The 20458-nt window shown below is 38.9% G+C and carries 36 protein-coding genes; all 36 read right to left on the reverse strand.

Translation table 11 applies throughout. The annotated features are described in order from the left end of the window. Positions 1 to 210: 210 nt before the first annotated feature. The gene (locus tag DLJ74_RS15290) at positions 211 to 972 is read right to left on the reverse strand and encodes a MerR family transcriptional regulator (protein WP_109985125.1); all 762 of its coding nucleotides are present in this window, start codon (positions 970 to 972) and stop codon (positions 211 to 213) included. 87 nt (positions 973 to 1059) lie between these two features. Then, entirely contained in the window at positions 1060 to 1806 is a 747-nt protein-coding gene (gene truA, locus DLJ74_RS15295) for a tRNA pseudouridine(38-40) synthase TruA (protein WP_109985126.1), read from the reverse strand. 16 nt (positions 1807 to 1822) lie between these two features. Next, positions 1823 to 2620 carry an energy-coupling factor transporter transmembrane component T family protein gene (locus DLJ74_RS15300; RefSeq protein WP_109985127.1) on the reverse strand — a complete coding sequence of 266 codons (798 nt, stop codon included), beginning with the start codon at positions 2618 to 2620 and terminating at the stop codon, positions 1823 to 1825. Then, entirely contained in the window at positions 2617 to 3480 is an 864-nt protein-coding gene (locus DLJ74_RS15305; protein WP_109985128.1) for an energy-coupling factor ABC transporter ATP-binding protein, read from the reverse strand. The genes DLJ74_RS15300 and DLJ74_RS15305 overlap by 4 nt, the downstream gene beginning before the upstream one ends. Continuing rightward, positions 3456 to 4289, reverse strand: a complete 834-nt coding sequence (locus tag DLJ74_RS15310) for an energy-coupling factor transporter ATPase (RefSeq protein ID WP_109985129.1) — start codon at positions 4287 to 4289, stop codon at positions 3456 to 3458. The genes DLJ74_RS15305 and DLJ74_RS15310 overlap by 25 nt, the downstream gene beginning before the upstream one ends. Positions 4290 to 4623: 334 nt before the next feature. Then, on the reverse strand, positions 4624 to 4977 hold the full coding sequence (rplQ, locus tag DLJ74_RS15315; RefSeq protein WP_054787907.1) for a 50S ribosomal protein L17: 354 nt from the start codon (positions 4975 to 4977) through the stop codon (positions 4624 to 4626). 44 nt (positions 4978 to 5021) lie between these two features. Then, positions 5022 to 5966 carry a DNA-directed RNA polymerase subunit alpha gene (locus DLJ74_RS15320; RefSeq protein WP_054787908.1) on the reverse strand — a complete coding sequence of 315 codons (945 nt, stop codon included), beginning with the start codon at positions 5964 to 5966 and terminating at the stop codon, positions 5022 to 5024. A 203-nt stretch (positions 5967 to 6169) separates the two neighbouring features. Further along, the gene (gene rpsK / locus DLJ74_RS15325; protein WP_054787909.1) at positions 6170 to 6559 is read right to left on the reverse strand and encodes a 30S ribosomal protein S11; all 390 of its coding nucleotides are present in this window, start codon (positions 6557 to 6559) and stop codon (positions 6170 to 6172) included. A 22-nt stretch (positions 6560 to 6581) separates the two neighbouring features. Next, positions 6582 to 6947, reverse strand: a complete 366-nt coding sequence (gene rpsM, locus DLJ74_RS15330) for a 30S ribosomal protein S13 (protein WP_054861113.1) — start codon at positions 6945 to 6947, stop codon at positions 6582 to 6584. Positions 6948 to 6971: 24 nt separating this feature from the next. Beyond that, positions 6972 to 7085, reverse strand: coding sequence for a 50S ribosomal protein L36 (rpmJ, locus tag DLJ74_RS15335; RefSeq protein WP_003156543.1), 114 nt, complete (start codon positions 7083 to 7085; stop codon positions 6972 to 6974). A gap of 30 nt (positions 7086 to 7115) precedes the next feature. Beyond that, entirely contained in the window at positions 7116 to 7334 is a 219-nt protein-coding gene (gene infA, locus DLJ74_RS15340) for a translation initiation factor IF-1 (protein WP_018934234.1), read from the reverse strand. After that, positions 7312 to 7647: a KOW domain-containing RNA-binding protein gene (locus DLJ74_RS15345; RefSeq protein ID WP_054861114.1), complete on the reverse strand. Its 336-nt coding sequence runs from the start codon at positions 7645 to 7647 to the stop codon at positions 7312 to 7314. The genes infA and DLJ74_RS15345 overlap by 23 nt, the downstream gene beginning before the upstream one ends. Positions 7648 to 7732: 85 nt before the next feature. After that, positions 7733 to 8383 carry an adenylate kinase gene (locus tag DLJ74_RS15350; RefSeq protein WP_054861115.1) on the reverse strand — a complete coding sequence of 217 codons (651 nt, stop codon included), beginning with the start codon at positions 8381 to 8383 and terminating at the stop codon, positions 7733 to 7735. A 41-nt stretch (positions 8384 to 8424) separates the two neighbouring features. Continuing rightward, positions 8425 to 9720: a preprotein translocase subunit SecY gene (secY, locus tag DLJ74_RS15355; RefSeq protein WP_109985130.1), complete on the reverse strand. Its 1296-nt coding sequence runs from the start codon at positions 9718 to 9720 to the stop codon at positions 8425 to 8427. Next, positions 9720 to 10157: a 50S ribosomal protein L15 gene (gene rplO / locus DLJ74_RS15360; RefSeq protein WP_054787911.1), complete on the reverse strand. Its 438-nt coding sequence runs from the start codon at positions 10155 to 10157 to the stop codon at positions 9720 to 9722. The genes secY and rplO overlap by 1 nt, the downstream gene beginning before the upstream one ends. Positions 10158 to 10187: 30 nt before the next feature. Further along, entirely contained in the window at positions 10188 to 10370 is a 183-nt protein-coding gene (gene rpmD / locus DLJ74_RS15365) for a 50S ribosomal protein L30 (RefSeq protein WP_054787912.1), read from the reverse strand. A gap of 13 nt (positions 10371 to 10383) precedes the next feature. Then, entirely contained in the window at positions 10384 to 10890 is a 507-nt protein-coding gene (rpsE, locus tag DLJ74_RS15370) for a 30S ribosomal protein S5 (RefSeq protein WP_054787913.1), read from the reverse strand. Between the two features lie 17 nt (positions 10891 to 10907). Continuing rightward, positions 10908 to 11270: a 50S ribosomal protein L18 gene (gene rplR, locus DLJ74_RS15375; RefSeq protein WP_054787914.1), complete on the reverse strand. Its 363-nt coding sequence runs from the start codon at positions 11268 to 11270 to the stop codon at positions 10908 to 10910. A 46-nt stretch (positions 11271 to 11316) separates the two neighbouring features. Beyond that, positions 11317 to 11853: a 50S ribosomal protein L6 gene (gene rplF, locus DLJ74_RS15380; RefSeq protein ID WP_054787915.1), complete on the reverse strand. Its 537-nt coding sequence runs from the start codon at positions 11851 to 11853 to the stop codon at positions 11317 to 11319. 30 nt (positions 11854 to 11883) lie between these two features. Then, a complete protein-coding gene (gene rpsH / locus DLJ74_RS15385; RefSeq protein WP_054787916.1) occupies positions 11884 to 12282 on the reverse strand; it encodes a 30S ribosomal protein S8 in 399 nt (132 codons plus the stop codon). 31 nt (positions 12283 to 12313) lie between these two features. Then, the gene (gene rpsN, locus DLJ74_RS15390) at positions 12314 to 12499 is read right to left on the reverse strand and encodes a 30S ribosomal protein S14 (RefSeq protein WP_054787917.1); all 186 of its coding nucleotides are present in this window, start codon (positions 12497 to 12499) and stop codon (positions 12314 to 12316) included. Positions 12500 to 12529: 30 nt separating this feature from the next. Next, the gene (rplE, locus tag DLJ74_RS15395; protein WP_054787918.1) at positions 12530 to 13069 is read right to left on the reverse strand and encodes a 50S ribosomal protein L5; all 540 of its coding nucleotides are present in this window, start codon (positions 13067 to 13069) and stop codon (positions 12530 to 12532) included. A gap of 27 nt (positions 13070 to 13096) precedes the next feature. Further along, a complete protein-coding gene (gene rplX, locus DLJ74_RS15400; RefSeq protein ID WP_054861117.1) occupies positions 13097 to 13408 on the reverse strand; it encodes a 50S ribosomal protein L24 in 312 nt (103 codons plus the stop codon). 39 nt (positions 13409 to 13447) lie between these two features. Further along, a complete protein-coding gene (gene rplN / locus DLJ74_RS15405; RefSeq protein WP_054787919.1) occupies positions 13448 to 13816 on the reverse strand; it encodes a 50S ribosomal protein L14 in 369 nt (122 codons plus the stop codon). A 45-nt stretch (positions 13817 to 13861) separates the two neighbouring features. After that, positions 13862 to 14125 carry a 30S ribosomal protein S17 gene (rpsQ, locus tag DLJ74_RS15410; protein WP_054787920.1) on the reverse strand — a complete coding sequence of 88 codons (264 nt, stop codon included), beginning with the start codon at positions 14123 to 14125 and terminating at the stop codon, positions 13862 to 13864. Between the two features lie 27 nt (positions 14126 to 14152). Further along, positions 14153 to 14350: a 50S ribosomal protein L29 gene (rpmC, locus tag DLJ74_RS15415; protein WP_054861119.1), complete on the reverse strand. Its 198-nt coding sequence runs from the start codon at positions 14348 to 14350 to the stop codon at positions 14153 to 14155. Next, the gene (gene rplP / locus DLJ74_RS15420) at positions 14340 to 14774 is read right to left on the reverse strand and encodes a 50S ribosomal protein L16 (RefSeq protein WP_054861120.1); all 435 of its coding nucleotides are present in this window, start codon (positions 14772 to 14774) and stop codon (positions 14340 to 14342) included. Before rplP ends, rpmC begins: the two co-directional genes overlap by 11 nt. Before the next feature lie 18 nt (positions 14775 to 14792). Beyond that, on the reverse strand, positions 14793 to 15434 hold the full coding sequence (gene rpsC / locus DLJ74_RS15425; RefSeq protein WP_054787921.1) for a 30S ribosomal protein S3: 642 nt from the start codon (positions 15432 to 15434) through the stop codon (positions 14793 to 14795). 3 nt (positions 15435 to 15437) lie between these two features. After that, entirely contained in the window at positions 15438 to 15779 is a 342-nt protein-coding gene (gene rplV, locus DLJ74_RS15430; RefSeq protein WP_054787922.1) for a 50S ribosomal protein L22, read from the reverse strand. A 19-nt stretch (positions 15780 to 15798) separates the two neighbouring features. Beyond that, complete coding sequence (gene rpsS / locus DLJ74_RS15435; RefSeq protein ID WP_109985131.1) at positions 15799 to 16077, reverse strand: 30S ribosomal protein S19; 279 nt, start codon at positions 16075 to 16077, stop codon at positions 15799 to 15801. Between the two features lie 57 nt (positions 16078 to 16134). Then, a complete protein-coding gene (gene rplB, locus DLJ74_RS15440) occupies positions 16135 to 16965 on the reverse strand; it encodes a 50S ribosomal protein L2 (RefSeq protein WP_054787923.1) in 831 nt (276 codons plus the stop codon). 25 nt (positions 16966 to 16990) lie between these two features. Continuing rightward, positions 16991 to 17281 (reverse strand): 50S ribosomal protein L23, encoded by a 291-nt coding sequence (gene rplW, locus DLJ74_RS15445; protein WP_054787924.1) that lies wholly within the window; start codon positions 17279 to 17281, stop codon positions 16991 to 16993. Continuing rightward, the gene (rplD, locus tag DLJ74_RS15450) at positions 17281 to 17904 is read right to left on the reverse strand and encodes a 50S ribosomal protein L4 (protein WP_054787925.1); all 624 of its coding nucleotides are present in this window, start codon (positions 17902 to 17904) and stop codon (positions 17281 to 17283) included. Before rplD ends, rplW begins: the two co-directional genes overlap by 1 nt. Before the next feature lie 27 nt (positions 17905 to 17931). Next, on the reverse strand, positions 17932 to 18564 hold the full coding sequence (gene rplC / locus DLJ74_RS15455) for a 50S ribosomal protein L3 (protein ID WP_054861123.1): 633 nt from the start codon (positions 18562 to 18564) through the stop codon (positions 17932 to 17934). A gap of 28 nt (positions 18565 to 18592) precedes the next feature. Further along, positions 18593 to 18901 carry a 30S ribosomal protein S10 gene (gene rpsJ, locus DLJ74_RS15460; protein ID WP_109985132.1) on the reverse strand — a complete coding sequence of 103 codons (309 nt, stop codon included), beginning with the start codon at positions 18899 to 18901 and terminating at the stop codon, positions 18593 to 18595. 333 nt (positions 18902 to 19234) lie between these two features. Then, complete coding sequence (tuf, locus tag DLJ74_RS15465) at positions 19235 to 20425, reverse strand: elongation factor Tu (RefSeq protein WP_054787927.1); 1191 nt, start codon at positions 20423 to 20425, stop codon at positions 19235 to 19237. Positions 20426 to 20458: the final 33 nt, after the last annotated feature.

The raw sequence follows: 20458 nt of genomic DNA on the forward strand, positions 1-20458 counted from the left end.
TCTAAATTCTAATTTCATTCCGATTTATATTCTAACACGAGTAACTTTCCGGGGCTATTCGTGGTATAGAAAATAAAATGCCATAGATCATAATATAACAAATTGAACGCAAAGTCAATAGCCAGAACCGAATACCATTAGAAAAAATTACATTTCTTACATAAATAATGGAATTAGCAGAAATCGAAATCTCTACTAATTCCAGTTAGCCTACGAATTATTCACATAACTTACGATCGCATCCCGTAAAAAGGCCGTTCCACCTTCTACATACTTGTCATAATAAGCTGTAAATCGTTGATCTGCCACATACATTTCAGCAAGGCCGGCATGCGCTTCCTTTGAATACGATGACCATGAATACATTAACCATTCTTTATGCTTTAACACTAATGCTTGTGCTAAATCAGACTCAGGGTCACCTGTTTCATATGCCTGCTTGAGTAATGCAAACACTTCCTCTTCTACTTGCTTAAGAGCTCGGTAGTCTTCCTGAGACATTTCTCTGAGTTTGGCATTACTTTCATTTACCGTTCTGTCGCCATATTTTTCTCTAATTTCTTGTCCATATTTTTGCTCATTTTCTTCGATCATTTTTTCTTTAAACGCAGCAAATTTCTCTTGATCTGACATTTGGTCTCCACCCTCTCTTGACGCAATCATTTTTTCAACGGTTGCGATAATATTGTCAAGACGGTTGCGTTTTTCCTGCAAATTTCTGTAGTGATGTTTTAAAGCTTCTGTTTCGTCAAAGCCTGGCTGATGGAGAATGGCATCTATTTCTTCCAGGCTGATATCTAATTCCCGGAAGATCAATATTTGTTGCAGGATATCGACTTCTCTTGCTCTATAAATTCGATAGCCTGAATCATTTATTCTAGCAGGCTTTAACAAACCAATTTGGTCATAATATCGTAGTGTGCGGCCGCTAACACCAGACAATTTTGCTAATTGGCTTACGGTATATTCCATCACCAACCCTCCTGACAATATTCATTTTAAACCTTTACGTTGCGTTAAGGTCAAGGGTGTTTTTCGAAATTGTCTGTCACCATATCTTTATCGATTTCCGTAATTTACTTCCCATAAATACAACCCGTGTGGTGGGGCTGTTTTACCTGCTTTTGAACGATCCTTAGCTTCTAAAATAGTGCTTAAATCCTCCACTGTTCGCTTGCCTTTCCCGATCTCCAAAAGCGTACCAACAAGGATACGTACCATGTTGTATAAAAACCCATTTCCTCTAATGCGAAACACCAGACGGTTCCCAGTTTTCTCAAAGCTAGCATTTGTAATCGTACGTACCTTCTCTCCCTTGACATTCGTATTCGCAGCACAAAAAGACGTAAAATCATGTGTACCCATTAAGTATTGACATGCCTGCTGCATCGCTTCAAGGTCGAGTGCTTCTCTTACAAAATACTCATAATGGCGTTGAAATAAATTCATCTCTTCATCCTGCAATATAAAATAGCGATATTCTTTTGTTTCTACATCAAAACGCGCATGAAAGTCAGGAGATACCTGTTGTACTTCTTTTACAAGAATATCATCTGGAAGCATCGTATTTAAAGCTTTTTTCCAGTTTCCTTCTGGTATTTGTAAGGGGGAGTCAAAATGAATCACCTGGCCGACCGCATGGACACCTTGATCCGTTCTCCCTGAAGCGACGATTCGAATAGGCTTTCCTTTATGCATCTTTGCTAGCTTTGATTCCAACACTCCTTGAACCGTCCGTCCTTTAGGCTGAATCTGAAACCCAGAAAAGTATGTGCCATCATAGCTAATTATTGCTTTTAGTCTCATCTATTTGCCACCTCTGTCATTCTCTTATCCAAAAGAAAAGTCCCGCTAAAGCTAGAACTACGAAGATTGCCATGTAGTCTAGCTTTGTCATTTGTAATTTTCTTAGTTTCGTCCTTCCAACATCCCCACGGTAACCTCTTGCTTCCATTGCAATCGCTAAATTCTCCGCACGTTTAAACGCACTGATAAATAACGGAACAAGTAAAGGGATAACTGCATATATTCTACTTTTCCATGAGCCTGTCTTAAAATCTACCCCTCTGGATGCTTGTGCTTTTGAGATTTTCTCTAATTCGTCCATTAATGTCGGGATAAACCGTAACGAGATCGAGATCATGAGAGCGAGCTCATGAACAGGTACTTTCCATTTTTTAAGAGGCTTTAGCAATGCTTCTATACCATCCGTTATTTCCATTGGAGTTGTTGTAAGTGTTAATAAAGAAGTTACCATAATGAGCAGTAGAAAGCGTAAGGAGATTGTAACTCCCTTTATCAATCCTCCATCATAAATGGAAATAAAACCAAGCTGGTAGAGCAACTCTCCCTCTTTCGTAAAAAAGAGATGAAAAAGTAAGGAGAATAGAATAAAAAACCATATTGGGGCAATTCCCTTTAGTACATACCTGATATGGAGTCTTGATAAGATGATAAAACTGAAAGAATAAATGGTTAATAAGGCATAACTAGCAGCATTATTCGCTAAAAAAACGATAAAAACAAATCCAAAGATAAATAATAACTTAAAGCGAGGGTCTAACAGGTGTAAAGGAGATCTACTAGGTACATATTGTCCAATAACCATAAACGATTTCATTGTTTTGCCCTCTTTAACTTCTTTTCTATTTCCTCTACTAGTAAGTCAAGTGATTGTCCATTATATTCAATCGGAAAGGGGAATTTTTTATTAGCGGTTTCTACAAATGCTAATATTTCCGGTAAACCTAATTGGACGCTTGTCAGAAGATCACGTTTTTGAAAAATTTGATCTGGTGTCCCTTCCATCAATTTGGCGCCTTCTTTTAATATAAGGATTTGATCCGCATAAGTAAAGGCATCATCCATATGATGTGTCACTAGGATAGTCGTTCTATTTTTTTGTTTATGTAAATGATAAAATAATTCCATAATTTCCTTTTGCCCTTTAGGGTCAAGTCCAGCAGTCGGTTCATCTAGAACAAGGATTTCGGGCTCTACTGCGAGCACACCTGCAATCGCAACTCTTCGCATTTGACCGCCACTAAGCTCAAAGGGGGATTTAGCAAGAATCTCTTCCGTTAACCCTACGTCTGTAATAGCTTTTCGTACTCTAGCCTTTATTTCGGTTTCAGCTACACCAAAATTTTTTGGTCCAAAGGAAATGTCCTTTTCTACCGTTTCTTCGAATAATTGATGCTCAGGATACTGAAAGACAATCCCTACTTTTTGTCTCAAGCCCTTTAGATCTGATTTTCTTCCCTTTTCCAGTAAATAGTCACCAACTTTAACTGTTCCCTCTGTCGGCAATAGCAGTCCATTAATATGTTGAAGCAAAGTAGATTTCCCTGAGCCTGTATGTCCAATGATCGCCATATATTTTCCAGAGGGGATAGTAAAACTAATATTTTTTAGTGCCTTGAATGCAAAAGGTGTGTTTGCTTGGTAGGTATAATTTACGTTTTTGAATAGTATGTCCATAAGGCATCGATTAACTCCTCATGATTTAGTGGTGTATGCTCGAATTGGTATCCATATTTCTCAAATTCCTCTTTAACGGATAGTACAAATGGTTTCGTTAATCCAAGGTAATCCCAATCATACTCTCCTGCCAACAATTGCCTTGGTGTTAAACATTGGTATAATTCACCTCCCTTTAGTATGATCACTCGATCTGCTTGCATGACCTCCTTAACGTCATGCGTGATCGATACTGTCGTCATTCGTCGCTGCTTTATAATCCTACTAATTACCTTTGCTATCTCTTGTCTACCTATCGGATCAAGCATAGAAGTCGCCTCATCTAGAATCACAATATCAGGTTCTGTTGCCATAACACCAGCTATCGCAACCCGTTGCTTCTGTCCTCCTGATAAATGATGTGGCTCATGTAATGTATAATCATCCATCCCTACATCGATTAAGCTCTTTTTAATGCGGTCGACCATCTCAACCCTAGGTACTCCTCTGTTTTCCAACCCGAATGCCACATCATCTCTAACAGTAGTGCCAACAAATTGAGTTTCAGGATTTTGAAATACCATTCCTATTTTTTGTCGAATCTCCCAAATATGATCCTCCGTAACTCTTTGTCCGTCGACAAATATTGCCCCTTTTTGAGGGTAAACTAATCCCATCATTAGTTTTGCGATAGTAGATTTCCCTGAACCGTTATGTCCAATAATGGCCACATTCTCACCAGGTTCTATCGTAAAATTAAGGGCTTCGATTATCCAGTTCTGATCCTCATGATAACGAAAATAAACATTCCGAAACTCGATTTTTGTCATTATATATTCTCCTTATTGATATTTCCCAGGAAATACACTATCTATTGTAACATGGTTGCGTTACACCGGAGTAATTTGGTAAATATAGTAAATTGGTTGTTTGGAAACTTTCTAGTTGAGAAAAATCCTCCATTCATAGATCCTTAGCTTTTCTAACATATTAGAAAAACTCGCATTCGTTCGTCCTCTGGCGAATGCCTAATTTTACTTATACTTGGCACCTAAAAATTTCAGCTACGTCGATTTTATACTTTTCTAACGTACAAAAAAAGGGCTTGGATACACCTCTTAAAGAGATTGACTCCTGCCCCTTCCTGCCAAGCTATATAATTAATTAAACAAGCTCAATAATCGCCATTGCCGCTCCATCACCACGACGAGGTCCTAATTTCAATACGCGAGTATATCCACCTTGACGATCTTCATAGCGTGTTGCGATATCGTTAAATAGCTTCTGTAAAGCATCTTCATTTTCATTTGCTTCTGCTTTGTATAAGAATGACTCAGCTTGACGACGCGCGTGTAAGTCACCACGTTTTCCAAGTGTGATCATTTTATCTACTACAGAACGTAATTCCTTCGCCTTTGCTTCTGTTGTTTCCAGACGTTCATGGATAATAAGGTCTGTTGCTAAACCACGAAGCAATGCTTTACGTTGATCAGTAGTACGTCCTAACTTTCTAGCCATGAGAATTCCCTCCTTCGCTCTTATTTCTCTTAACGATGTATATATTAATCTTCGTTTCGTAAACCAAGTCCTAAATCTTCTAATTTATGCTTCACTTCTTCCAAAGATTTGCGTCCAAGGTTACGAACCTTCATCATATCTTCTTCTGATTTGTGAGCTAGTTCTTGAACTGTATTAATGCCAGCTCTTTTTAAACAGTTATAAGAACGAACAGATAAATCTAGTTCTTCAATTGTCATTTCTAGCACTTTTTCTTTCTGGTCTTCTTCTTTTTCGATCATAATTTCAGCATTTTTCGCTTCATCTGTTAATCCAACGAAAATATTAATATGCTCCGTGAAGATTTTTGCTCCTAATGATACCGCCTCTTCCGGACGAATACTTCCATCTGTTAACACATCAAAAGTAAGCTTATCAAAATTAGAGTCTTGACCGATACGGGTATTTTCTACTTGATAGGTTACCTTTGAAACTGGTGTGAAAATAGAATCAACTGGAATTACACCAATAGGACGATCTTCGTGATTATTGGAATCTGCTGGTCGATATCCTCTACCACTCTTTGCCGAAATACGCATTTTCAAGTGACCATTTTCACCTAATGTAGCGATATGAAGATCAGGATTCAATATTTCGACATCACTATCAAAAATAATGTCTGCAGCCGTAACTTTTCCTTCTCCCTGTACATCTACCTCTAGCGTTTTCTCTTCATCAGAATAAATCTTAAGGGCAAGCTTCTTAAGATTCAAAATGATGGTAGTTACATCTTCAACTACACCTTCTATCGTTGAAAATTCATGAAGTGCACCATCTATCTGCACAGATGTCACAGCAGCGCCAGGAAGTGAAGATAATAGGATACGACGCAAGGAGTTACCGAGTGTAGTACCATATCCACGTTCGAGTGGTTCTACAACAAACTTTCCATAAGTAGCATCATCACTGATTTCTACTGTTTCAATCTTTGGCTTTTCAATTTCGATCATTCATTAACCCTCCTTTAAAACGTCGAAACCCCGGTTAGACACATGTCTAACCGAAATTCCCCAGGTAGGCAGTTCCCGTTTCTGCACTCTGCAATTGTGATACTATGTCTGCCTTTTGTAATGGTGTCAATAGAAAAAATTGTGAATACTCTATTCAGCTATCATAAACCATTATAGACAGATTAACAAATAATATACTGTTATTATACTCGACGACGTTTTGGCGGGCGACAACCATTGTGAGGAACTGGTGTTACATCACGAATGGCAGTTACTTCTAAACCAGCTGCCTGAAGTGAGCGAATGGCTGCTTCACGACCAGCACCAGGTCCTTTTACCGTAACCTCTAAGGACTTTAAACCATGATCCTGGGCTGCTTTAGCTGCTGCTTCTGCAGCCATTTGAGCAGCAAAAGGAGTTGATTTACGAGAACCTTTGAATCCAAGCGCACCAGCACTACTCCAACTAACGGCATTACCTGCGACATCAGTAATCGTTACAATTGTGTTGTTAAAAGTAGAGCGAATATGAGCTATACCTGTATCAATATTCTTTTTCACACGGCGTTTACGTGTATTAGTTTTACGTGCCATAGATTAACATACCTCCTTTATATTATTTCTTTTTATTAGCCATTGTTTTTCTAGGGCCTTTTCTAGTACGTGAGTTGTTTTTTGTTTTTTGACCTCTCACAGGTAAACCACGGCGATGACGTACACCACGATATGAACCAATTTCAATTAGACGCTTAATGTTTAAGGAAACTTCACGACGAAGATCACCTTCTACGTTATAGCTATCAATTTTTTGACGAATTTGACCTAACTCTTCTTCTGTTAGATCACGAACACGAGTGTTCTCATCGATTCCAGTATCCTCTAATACTTTCTTTGCAGTTGATTTACCAACTCCGTAAATATACGTTAATGCAATAACCACGCGTTTATCACGCGGAACATCTACACCAGCAATACGTGCCATAGATAACGTGCACCTCCTTATTCTTTATCCTTGTTTTTGTTTATGCTTAGGGTTTTCGCAAATTACCATTACTTTTCCTTTACGGCGAATAACCTTACATTTTTCACAAATCGGTTTTACAGATGGTCTTACCTTCATCTTTCATACCTCCTCTTGTATCGGAGCATTTTATTTATAACGGTACGTAATACGACCTCTTGTCAAATCATATGGAGAAAGTTCAACCGTTACTTTATCTCCTGGCAATATACGAATGAAGTGCATTCTAATTTTACCAGAAACATGAGCTAAAACGGTATGACCATTCTCTAATTCCACTTTAAACATTGCATTAGGTAATGTATCAATAACAGTACCCTCGACTTCAATTGCATCGTCTTTCGCCATCGAGTTGATCTCCCTTCTTCAAATCTGCCAATATTTCATTAGCAAATTTATTAATAGCATAACGTAGTTTCCCATTCGTTACGCGCCCTGTTTCGAGAAGGCTTCTTCTTACCTCCGGAGATATAAATTCAGTACACGTTATATGACTTAAATTCTTCTTCTTCGGTCGGTCATATTTACGTTTATCTCCATCAGCTAACAACACAAAACGACTGTCTATTTTTTTAATTACAATTGCAAACTGACCTGCTTCGCGTCCCTGTAGGATTTGAACAACTTGACCTAATTCCGGATACCTCTCCGTTTCACTCAACCATCATCACCAACACTTTAGGTTATTAGTTAACTCATTTGCAAATTGTACACTTTATCATTATACCAACAATTTAAAGAAAAAATCACATAAGATTCTTTAATTTTTCGTCAATATCATGAAAAACTTGATCAATTTGTTGTGAGCCATCTATTTTGACTAGACTTCCTTTGTCTGAATAAAAGTCTAACATTGGTTGTGTTTGCTCAAGATTGACTTCTAATCTATTTTTAACTGTATCTGGTTGGTCATCCTTGCGCTGAATGAGCTTTTCTCCATCTTTGTCACAGATTCCTTCCTGCTTAGGAGGATTGAACTTAATATGGTAGGTAGCTCCACAAGAAGGACAGATACGACGTCCAGTTAAACGTTCCACTAATTCATCTGTGTCCACATCAACATGTAACACATAATCAATGGATTTATTCATTTTAGCAAGTAACTCATCTAGTGCCTCAGCTTGTGCTAAGGTTCGTGGGAAACCATCAAGTAAAAATCCTTTTTGACAATCATCCTTACTTAATCTTTCCTCTACTATACCTATCGTTACTTCGTCTGGAACAAGAGCACCTTCATCCATATAGCTTTTCGCTTTTTGTCCAAGCTCTGTTCCTTCCTTGATGGCTAATCTGAACATATCTCCAGTTGAAATATGAGGGATTGGATACTTTTCTACGATTTTTTCTGCCTGTGTCCCTTTACCAGCACCAGGCAATCCCATTAAGATAAGATTCAACGAATTTCCCCTCGCTCTCTATCTATTCCAGTACAACATACTTACTTAATAAAACCCTTGTAATTACGTTTTACTAATTGTCCTTCTAATTGTTTCATCGTTTGTAATGCTACACCGACAACAATTAGTAGACTAGTACCACCAATTTGAACTGCTTGTGGTAATTCAGCTATACCGCCTATAATCAGTGGTAATACAGAAACGGCAGCTAGGAAAATAGATCCAACAAACGTTAATCGATACATCACACGAGTTAAATAAGTTTCGGTATTTTTACCTGGTCGAATACCTGGAATATAGCCTCCTTGCTTCTTCAAGTTATCTGCCATTTGCTCTGGATTGACCTGAACAAATGTATAGAAATAAGTGAAGGCAATAATTAAAGCGACATAAATTATCATACCAGTTGGTTTCGTGTAATCAAAGATTTCTGAGATGGTGTTTGCTATTTGATTGTCTTGAAAGAAATCAGCAATCGTTCTTGGCGCAATAATAAAGGCAATCGCAAAGATTACTGGAATAACCCCTGCTGCATTTACTTTTAGCGGTAAATGGGTAGAATGCCCACCTACTGGCGAACGGTTGACTAATCGTTTAGCATATTGAACTGGAATCTTACGCAACGCCTGTTGAATAAAGATTACTCCAACAACAATAGCAATGACTAATAAAACAATCAATGCTACAATCACGATACTAATAAATAGATCATCTCCAGCGTCAGAACCAAAGTATTTTGCATAGATTTGGTTGACACCGTTTGGTATGGCAGCAACGATACCTGCAAAAATCAAGATCGAAATACCATTACCAACACCATGAGCTGTTATTTGCTCTCCTAACCACATTAGAAATGCAGTACCACTTGTTAACACAAGGGCGATTACAATAAACTTTCCGATATTAGGATCACTAATGAGTAATCCTCCAGACATTTGGTTAAAGCCAAAGGCCATTGCACATGCCTGGATAAAAGCAAGCACAATTGTAGCATAACGTGTGACCTGTGCTGCTTTTTTACGTCCCATTTCTCCTTGCTTTTTCCACTCAGAGAACTTTTGTACTACATCCATTTGAAGTAGTTGCATGATGATGGAAGCTGTAATGTAAGGCATGATACCCATTGCAAAAATGGAGAAGTTTTGTAATGCCCCACCACCAAAGGTATTGATTAACCCGAACACATTTTGTTCATTCATAAAGTCAATTGCACTTCGATCAGTAAATGGTACGGGAATAAACGTACCAATTCGAAATACAACTAACATAAGAAGTGTGAATATAATCTTTTGTCTGATATCAGCCACACGCACAAAATTGGAGATTGTACGGAACATTAAATCACCTCAGTTTGACCGCCCGCTGCTTCAATCGCTTCTTTCGCGGAAGCAGAAAACTTATGAGCTTTTACTGTTAGTTTCTTTTCTAGATTTCCATTACCAAGAATTTTAACTCCAGATTTCACTTTACTAATAGTACCTGACTCAAGTAAAAGCTCAGGTGTTACTTCAGTACCTTCATCAAAGTTATTTAATGTTTCGATATTAACGATCGCAAACTCTTTTCGGTTAATATTGGTAAAACCACGTTTAGGCAAACGTTGAAATAGTGGCATTTGCCCACCTTCAAATCCTAAACGTACTCCACCGCCAGAACGTGCTTTTTGTCCTTTATGACCACGACCGGATGTTTTACCATTACCAGAAGACATACCACGTCCTACACGATTACGTTTCTTTTTCGCTTGTGATGGTTTTAATTCATGAAGTTTCATGCGAGCACCTCCTCTTTACAGTGAAATTTATTAAACTTCCTTAACTTCTACTAAATGTGATACTTTATTAATCATGCCTCGCACGACAGGAGTATCTTCACGGACTACTGATTGATGAATCTTTCTAAGACCTAGTGTTTGAACAGTAGCTTTTTGTACTTCAGATCTACCGATGACACTGCGTTTGAGGGTAATTTCTAATTTATTAGACATTTAGTTTCCCTCCTTATCCTAACAATTCTTCTACTGACTTATCACGAAGTTTAGCTACTTCCTCAGCACGTTTCAATTCGCTAAGTCCATTAATTGTTGCACGAACCATATTAATTGGAGTGTTTGATCCTAATGATTTAGAAAGGATATCTCCGATTCCAGCTAATTCTAATACGGCACGCACTGGTCCACCAGCAATAACTCCAGTACCTTCTGCAGCTGGTTTCATTAAAATACTTCCAGCACCAAATTGTCCGACATTTTCGTGTGGAATTGTTGTACCAACGATCGGTACATTGATTAAGTTTTTCTTGGCATCATCAATTGCCTTCTTAATCGCATCTGGTACCTCTTGTGCCTTACCTGTACCAAATCCTACATGACCATTTTTATCTCCGACTACTACTAATGCAGCAAAGCGAAAACGGCGACCACCTTTTACAACTTTCGCTACACGATTAATTGTTACAACGCGTTCTTCTAAATCTAATTTATTTGGGTCGATGTTAGTACGCAACATATGTCCCTCCTTTTTTATTAAAATTCAAGACCTGCTTCACGAGCAGCATCTGCTAGAGATTTAACTCGACCATGATATAAATAACCACCACGATCAAATACTACATTTTTATATCCATTGTCTAGGGCACGCTTTGCAAGAAGCTCTCCAACCTTTTGCGCTGCTTCTACATTACCTGTAGCTTCTAGACTTAATTCTTTATCAACAGTTGATGCACTTGCTACTGTTACATTGTTTACATCATCGATTAGTTGTGCGTAGATGTGTTTGTTTGAACGAAACACATTTAGACGCGGACGCTCTGCAGTACCAAATAGGTTTTTGCGGATACGTAAATGTCTTTTTTTACGAACATCATTTTTATCAGGCTTTGTGATCACTTAGGTCACTCCTTTCTGTCTACCTAACAATCTTACTTAAGCGCAATTACTTAGCAGTTTTACCTTCTTTACGACGTACATATTCACCTGCGTAGCGAATTCCTTTACCTTTGTAAGGCTCAGGTGGACGAATCGCACGAATATTCGCAGCAATTGCTCCTACAGCTTCTTTGTCAATTCCTTTAACTACCACTTGTGTATTAGAAGGAACATCAATTTCAATTCCAGCATCTGGTTCAATTTCCACCGGATGAGAGTAACCAGCATTAACGATTAGCTTCTTACCTTGCTTTTGTGCACGGTAACCAACACCTTGAATCTCTAATGCTTTTTCGAAGCCTTTGTGGACTCCCTCAACCATGTTAGCAATTAAACTACGAGTTGTTCCATGAAGTGCCTTATGAACTTTGCTGTCACTCGGGCGCTCCACTGTTAGAATGTTATCTTCGATTTTTAGTTTCATATCTGTATTAAAATTACGACTTAATTCACCTTTAGGTCCTTTAACCGTAACATGACCACCGTCAATTTTAATTTCCACACCTTGTGGAATTTCAATTTGTTTAAAACCTATACGAGACATGCTCTGCACCTCCTGTCTTTAGAAAATATCTTACCAAATGTATGCAAGCACTTCTCCACCGATAGCTTGCGAACGTGCTTCTTTATCAGATAGTACACCTTTAGAAGTAGACACGATTGCGATACCTAAACCGTTAAGTACTTTAGGTAGCTCATCAGCTTTTGCGTAAACGCGAAGCCCTGGTTTACTAATACGCTTCAAACCAGTAATTACACGCTCATCGTTCGCACCATACTTCAAGAAAATACGTAGAACACCTTGCTTGTTGTCCTCTACATACTCATAATCGCGAATGAAACCTTCACGTTTTAATATATCTGCAATTTCCTTTTTAAGATTTGATGCAGGAAATTCTAATTTCTCATGGCGAACCATGTTAGCATTACGAATGCGTGTAAGCATATCTGCAATTGGATCTGTCATAACCATTTATCATTACCTCCTTCCCAATTATCGGGGATTACCAGCTTGCTTTTTTAACACCAGGAATTTGACCTTTATATGCAAGTTCACGGAAACAAATACGGCAAAGTTTAAATTTGCGAATTACAGAATGTGGACGACCACATCGCTCACAACGTGTATATTCTTGCACTTTAAATTTTGCTGGACGTTTTTGTTTAGCGATCATCGATTTCTTAGCCACTCTTTTCCCTCCTTATATTAGCTTTAGCACTTATTTTTGGAAAGGCATGCCAAGTTGAGTTAAGAGTTCAGCAGCTTCTTCGTCAGAATTCGCTGTTGTAACAATAACAATATCCATCCCTCTAACTTTGCTTACTTTATCATAGTTAATCTCAGGGAAAATCAATTGTTCCTTAACACCTAATGTGTAATTTCCACGACCATCAAATGCCTTTTTAGAAATACCACGGAAGTCACGTACACGTGGTAAGGATACGTCAATTAGTTTTTGAAGGAAGTCAAACATACGCTCACCACGTAAAGTTACTTTTGCACCAATCGGCATTCCTTCACGTAAACGGAAACCTGCAATTGATTTTTTCGCTCTTGTGATTACTGGTTTTTGACCAGAGATTTGAGCAAGCTCTTCTACAGCAGAATCAAGTGCTTTAGAGTTTTGTACCGCATCACCGACACCCATGTTAATCACAATTTTTTCAACTTTAGGTACTTCCATTACTGATTTATAATTAAACTTCTCAACTAATGAAGATACAATTTCATTACTGTATTTTTCCTTTAATGTGTTCATCAAGTAAACCTCCTTTCATCGCTAATACTATTTATCTAAAGCTTCACCAGATTTTTTAGCGATACGAACTTTCTTTCCATCACGAACTTCATACCCAACGCGTGTTGGTTCGCCAGATTTCGGATCCACCGGCATTACATTAGACACATGGATCGGTGCCTCCTGATTCAAAATACCACCTTGTGGATTATCCTGTGAAGGTTTAGCGTGTTTCTTCACGATGTTGACACCTTCAACAAGTACACGATCTTTTTTAGGAAATGCTGTTAATACGGTACCTTGCTTTCCTTTGTCTTTGCCTGAAATAACTTGTACTTTATCACCTTTTTTTACATGCATATACGCGCACCTCCCTACACGATTTTTTCCGTACGTGCCTTATATTACTTCTGGAGCTAGAGATACGATTTTCATAAACTTAGCATCACGTAGTTCACGTGCTACTGGCCCAAAAATACGAGTACCCCTTGGACTTTGGTCATCACGAATGATTACTGCTGCATTTTCGTCAAAACGGATGTAGGAACCATCTTTACGTCTCACACCACTTTTAGAACGAACGATTACAGCTTTTACTACTTCACCTTTTTTGACAACGCCACCTGGTGTTGCTTGTTTGACCGAACATACAATCACATCACCAATGTTTGCTGTCTTACGACCTGATCCACCTAACACTTTAATAGTTAGTACTTCACGCGCACCAGAGTTATCTGCTACTTTTAAACGAGATTCTTGTTGAATCATCTTCGTTTACCCTCCCTTCGGAACGTTTCCGAGCGAACTTTAAGATTAAATAATAACAGCTTCTTCCACAACTTCTACTAAACGAAAACGCTTGGTAGCTGATAGTGGACGAGTTTCCATGATTCGTACAATGTCACCAATTTTGGCTTGATTGTTTTCGTCATGAGCTTTGAATTTTTTAGAGTATTTTACACGCTTGCCGTATAGCTTGTGAAACTTATATGTCTCTACTAATACCGTAATGGTTTTATCCATTTTGTCAGATACGACACGGCCTGTGTATACCTTACGATTATTATGCTCACTCATCTGAGGCTAACCTCCTTTAATTATCCGTTAATTTACGCTTAATTCTCTTTCGCGAACTACTGTTTTCATACGTGCGATAGATTTGCGCACTTCACGAAGACGTGCAGTGTTTTCCAATTGTCCTGTTGCTAATTGGAATCGCAAGTTGAAAAGCTCTTCTTTTAAAGATTTGATCTTTTGTTCAATTTCGGCAGTGGTTAGTTCTCTAATTTCATTAGCCTTCATTGATTTCACCACCAATTTCTTCTCGTTTTACGAATTTCGTTTTAACCGGTAACTTATGAGAAGCAAGACGAAGTGCTTCACGAGCAACTTCTTCCGATACACCTGCAATCTCGAACATTACCTTCCCTGGTTTCACTACTGCAACCCATCCTTCAGGCGCACCTTTACCAGAACCCATACGAACCTCTAGAGGCTTAGCTGTATAAGGTTTATCTGGGAAAATTTTGATCCATACTTTACCACCACGCTTCATATAACGAGTCATCGCTATACGAGCAGCTTCTATTTGACGACTAGTAATCCAAGAGGATTCTACTGCTTGAAGACCGTATTCACCGAATGATACAGCTGTACCGCCTTTCGCTTTACCTCTCATCTTACCACGATGTTGTTTACGATGTTTTACACGTTTTGGCATTAACATAATGCGTTGCCCCCTTCCTTACTTATTGTTTTTTGTTGGAAGGACTTCTCCACGATAAATCCATACTTTAACACCAAGTTTACCGTAAGTAGTGTCTGCTTCTGCAGTTCCGTAATCGATATCTGCACGCAAAGTATGAAGTGGAACAGTTCCTTCACTGTAATGCTCTGCTCTTGCCATGTCAGCTCCACCTAAACGACCAGAAACTTGTGTACGGATCCCTTTTGCTCCTGCACGCATTGCACGTTGAATAGTTTGCTTTTGTGCACGACGGAATGATACACGATTTTCTAATTGGCGAGCGATGTTTTCAGCAACAAGCTTCGCATCTAAGTCTGCTTTTTTCACTTCTACGATATTAATGTGTACTCTTTTACCTGTTAAGCCATTTAATGCTTTACGTAGTGCTTCTACTTCAGAACCACCTTTACCAATTACCATACCAGGCTTAGCTGTAGAAATTGAAATATTAACGCGATTTGCTGCTCTTTCAATTTCGACCTTTGATACAGCTCCATCCTTCAAACGCTCTTCAATATATTCACGAATTCTAATATCTTCATGTAAAAGATCTGCATAATCTTTCCCTGCATACCATTTTGATTCCCAATCACGAATGATACCGACACGCAGACCTGTTGGATTTACTTTTTGACCCACAGATTATCCCTCCTTTTTCTCAGATAGAACCACAGTAATATGGCTTGTGCGTTTGTTAATTTGTGTAGCACGACCTTGTGCACGTGGGCGGAAACGTTTCAATGTAACACCTTCGTTTACAAACGCCTCAGATACATATAAATCTTCTGGATTCATTTCATAGTTATGCTCTGCATTTGCTACAGCAGAGTTGATTAATTTCTCAACAACTGGTGATGCACCGCGTTGTGTATGCTTTAAAATCGCAATTGCTTCTCCTACTTCTTTACCGCGGATTAAATCAATCACTAAGCGGACTTTACGAGGAGCAATACGAATGGATTTTGCAACAGCTTTTGCTTGCATTAGGAGTACCTCCTCTCAATTAACGTTTTGTTTTCTTGTCATCTCCAGCATGCCCTCTATACGTACGTGTTGGAGCGAACTCGCCTAATTTGTGTCCAACCATGTCTTCTGTTACATATACAGGCACGTGTTTGCGACCATCATATACCGCGATAGTATGACCGACAAAGCTAGGGAAGATAGTAGAACGACGTGACCATGTCTTTACTACTTGTTTTTTGTCATCTTCGTTTAATTTGTCAATCTTTTTCAATAAGTGATCATCTGCGAAAGGTCCTTTTTTTAAGCTACGACCCATGAATAAGCCTCCCTTCGCGATTGGCAGACGGGCATTAATTCCCGCCATTCAATCCCGTTATTTTTTACGTTTACGAACAATAAATTTATCCGATGATTTGTTGCGTTTGCGTGTTTTGTATCCAAGTGTTGGTTTACCCCAAGGTGACATAGGTGATTTACGACCAATTGGTGCACGACCTTCACCACCACCGTGTGGGTGATCGTTAGGGTTCATAACAGAACCGCGAACTGTAGGACGAACGCCTTTCCAGCGTGAACGTCCAGCTTTACCAACATTGATTAGTTCATGCTCAATATTACCTACTTGACCTACTGTTGCACGACAAGTTGCTAATACTAGACGAACTTCACCTGATGACAAGCGTACTAATACATATTTTCCTTCACGACCAAGGATTTGGGCTTGTGAACCAGCAGATCTTACTAGCTGACCACCGCGTCCTGGCTTTAATTCAATATTGTGTACGACTGTACCAACAGGAATATTAATTAATGGTAAGGCATTACCTAATTTAATATCTGCTTCTGGTCCAGAAACAACCTCTTGACCTACTTGAAGTCCTTTTGGTGCTAAAATATAACGTTTTTCTCCATCTGCATAATGGATTAATGCGATGTTAGCCGTACGATTCGGATCGTACTCGATTGTAGCAACGCGTCCTGGTATTCCATCTTTGTCACGTTTAAAATCGATAATACGATATTTACGCTTGTGGCCTCCACCTTGATGACGAACCGTTAACTTACCTTGATTATTACGTCCACCTCGTTTGCTTAAAGGTGCTAGTAAAGACTTCTCTGGAGTATCTGTAGTGATTTCCGCAAAGTCAAGTACTGACATTCCTCTACGACCATTTGAGGTTGGTTTATACTTTTTAATCGCCATCTTTTTTCCCTCCTTTTTGATTTAATTATAGAGATTCAAAGAAATCTAGTTCTTTACTATCTTCAGATAATTGAACAATCGCTCTCTTGCGGTTTGGACGGTAACCACCATATCGTCCCATTCGCTTGAATTTACCTTTACGATTTAATGTATTCACATTGACTACTTTCACACCGAAGATATCTTCTACTGCATCTTTGATTTGAGTCTTGTTTGCTTCTTTCGTAACTTCGAAAGTATATTTCTTTTCTGCCATTAAATCTGCAGAGTGTTCAGTAATGATAGGGCGCTTAATAATATCACGAGAATCCTTCATTATGCAAGCACCTCCCCTGCTTTTTCAGCTGCCTCTTTCGTTAAGATCAGCTTGTCATGCGTAAGCAAGTCTAGGACATTTACTTCACTTACAGTTACTACTTTTACATTTGGTAGGTTATTAGCTGATTTCGCTAATACGGCATCTTTTTCTGCCGTGACAATTAAAGCTTTTGCATCAACATTTAAGGAAGAAAGCATTGCTACTACTTCTTTTGTTTTTGGAGCTTCAATCGTAATTCCATCTAATACAACTAAGCTATCTTCTTGTACCTTTGTAGAAAGAGCAGACTTAAGCGCTAATCTACGAACCTTCTTCGGCAATTTATAGCTATAGCTTCTAGGAGTAGGACCGAAAACTGTTCCACCGCCTACCCATTGAGGGGAGCGAATAGAACCTTGACGCGCACGTCCTGTTCCTTTTTGACGCCATGGTTTACGACCACCACCACGTACTTCAGAGCGATTTTTTACAGCATGTGTACCTTGACGAAGTGATGCACGTTGCATAAGTACTGCATCATGAAGTACATGTTTATTTGGCTCAATACCAAATACAGCATCATTGATTTCTACATCACCAACTTGAGATCCACTTTGATTAAATAGTGCTACTTTAGGCATGACATATCCTCCCTTCGATAATTATGATTAGTTAGCCTTTAACGCACTCGTAATTTTAACGAATGATTTTTTTGCACCTGGGACATTACCTTTAATTAATAGAAGATTGCGATCTGTATCAACCTTTACAACCTCTAGGTTTTGGATAGTGATTTGCTCTCCACCTGTTTGTCCTGGTAATTTTTTACCTTTAAACACACGCGCTGGGTCTGCAGCAGCACCCATTGAACCTGGTGATCTATGATAGTGAGAACCATGAGACATAGGTCCACGTTGTTGATTATGGCGCTTGATCGCACCTTGGAATCCTTTACCTTTAGAAGTACCTGTTACATCAATTTTATCTCCTGCTTCAAATACTTCTACGCTAATTTCTTGACCTAGTTCATACTCGTCAAGATTAACGCCACGGACTTCACGAATGAAGCGCTTAGGATTCGTGTTAGCTTTTTCCGCGTGTCCTTTTTCTGGTTTGTTTGTACGATTATTCTTTTGATCAGCAAAACCGATTTGGATTGCTTCATAGCCATCATTTTCCTCTGTACGCTTTTGCAGCACAACGTTTGGTTCAGCTTCGATTACTGTTACTGGAATTAATTCTCCTTCTTCTGAGAAAAGCTGAGTCATGCCGACTTTGCGACCTAAGATTCCTTTCGTCATCCGTAACACCTCCTAAAATGAATTTATATTATAGTTTAATTTCAATATCTACACCTGACGGTAAATCAAGACGCATTAATGCATCAACCGTTTTTGGTGTTGGACTAACAATATCAATTAGACGTTTATGTGTACGCATTTCAAATTGCTCACGAGAATCTTTGTATTTGTGTACCGCACGAAGAATCGTGTATACCGATTTTTCAGTCGGTAATGGAATCGGTCCAGAAACCCCTGCACCTGATCTTTTAGCCGTATCTACAATTTTATCTGCAGATTGATCTAAAATGCGGTGATCATACGCCTTTAAACGAATTCTAATTTTTTCTTTTGCCATTATTTTCCCTCCTTTTCGCCCATTTTAAAATAGACATTCTCCGCGAAAATTTCTTCGACACCCGCCATGGCAAAGGGGCCGGGTGTGCCAACAACCTTCCGCATCATCGCCTGTTTTGTGACCAACATTGTATATTATATAGAAGAATCAACGTGATTGCAACATTTTTAAGGATTTTTTTGCGATTTTATCAATTATTTTTGAAAACTTCTATTATAGCTTTCTGAATGTGGTATTGCTTGTACTTTTCATCTTCTCCTAGCCTGATTTATGTGTAACAAAACAGAAAACAGGTAGTGTGCTCACTACCTGTTTTCCTCTATCTTACATCAATTATTTAATGATCTCAGTTACGACACCAGAACCTACTGTACGTCCACCTTCACGGATAGAGAAGCGAGTTCCATCTTCAATCGCGATTGGGGAAATCAATTCTACAGTCATTTCTGTGTTATCACCAGGCATTACCATTTCTACGCCTTCTGGTAAACCAACAACGCCAGTTACATCAGTAGTACGGAAATAGAATTGTGGACGATAATTTGAGAAGAATGGAGTGTGACGTCCACCTTCGTCTTTTGATAATACATAAACTTCTGCTTTGAAGTTAGTGTGTGGAGTAATTGAACCTGGCTTAGCTAATACTTGACCACGGTTAATATCTTCACGCGCAACCCCACGAAGAAGTGCACCAATGTTGTCACCAGCTTCTGCATAATCAAGAAGCTTACGGAACATTTCTACACCAGTTACAGTTGTTTTAGAAGCTTCTTCAGCAAGACCGATGATTTCTACTTCGTCACCAACTTTTACAACACCACGCTCAACACGTCCTGTTGCAACAGTACCACGACCAGTGATAGAGAATACATCCTCAACTGGCATCATGAATGGTTTATCAGTATCACGTTCTGGACGTGGGATATACTCATCAACAGCATCCATTAATTCAAGAATTGCGTTAACATATTGTTCTTCTCCTTCAAGTGCTTGAAGTGCAGAACCTTTGATTACTGGAACATCATCACCAGGGAAGTCATATTCGCTTAATAGATCACGAACTTCCATTTCTACTAATTCAAGAAGTTCTTCGTCATCTACCATGTCACATTTGTTTAAGAATACAACGATAGCTGGTACACCTACGTTACGAGAAAGTAGGATGTGCTCACGAGTTTGTGGCATTGGACCATCTGCAGCAGATACTACAAGGATCGCACCGTCCATTTGTGCAGCACCAGTGATCATGTTTTTAACATAGTCAGCGTGACCTGGGCAGTCAACGTGTGCATAGTGACGGTTGTCAGTTTCGTATTCTACGTGAGATGTAGAAATAGTGATTCCACGCTCTTTTTCTTCTGGCGCACCATCGATTTGATCATACGCACGAGCTTCACCACTACCATATTTGTTGAAAAGAACATTTGTAATTGCTGCAGTTAAAGTTGTTTTACCATGGTCAACGTGTCCAATAGTACCAATATTAACGTGGTCTTTGGAACGGTCAAATTTTTCTTTTGCCATGTCTATTTCCTCCTTTAATTAAGTAAAAAGTTT

Origin of the sequence: Gracilibacillus dipsosauri (genome assembly GCF_003176895.1) — a bacterium.
GTDB lineage: Bacteria > Bacillota > Bacilli > Bacillales > Amphibacillaceae > Gracilibacillus > Gracilibacillus dipsosauri.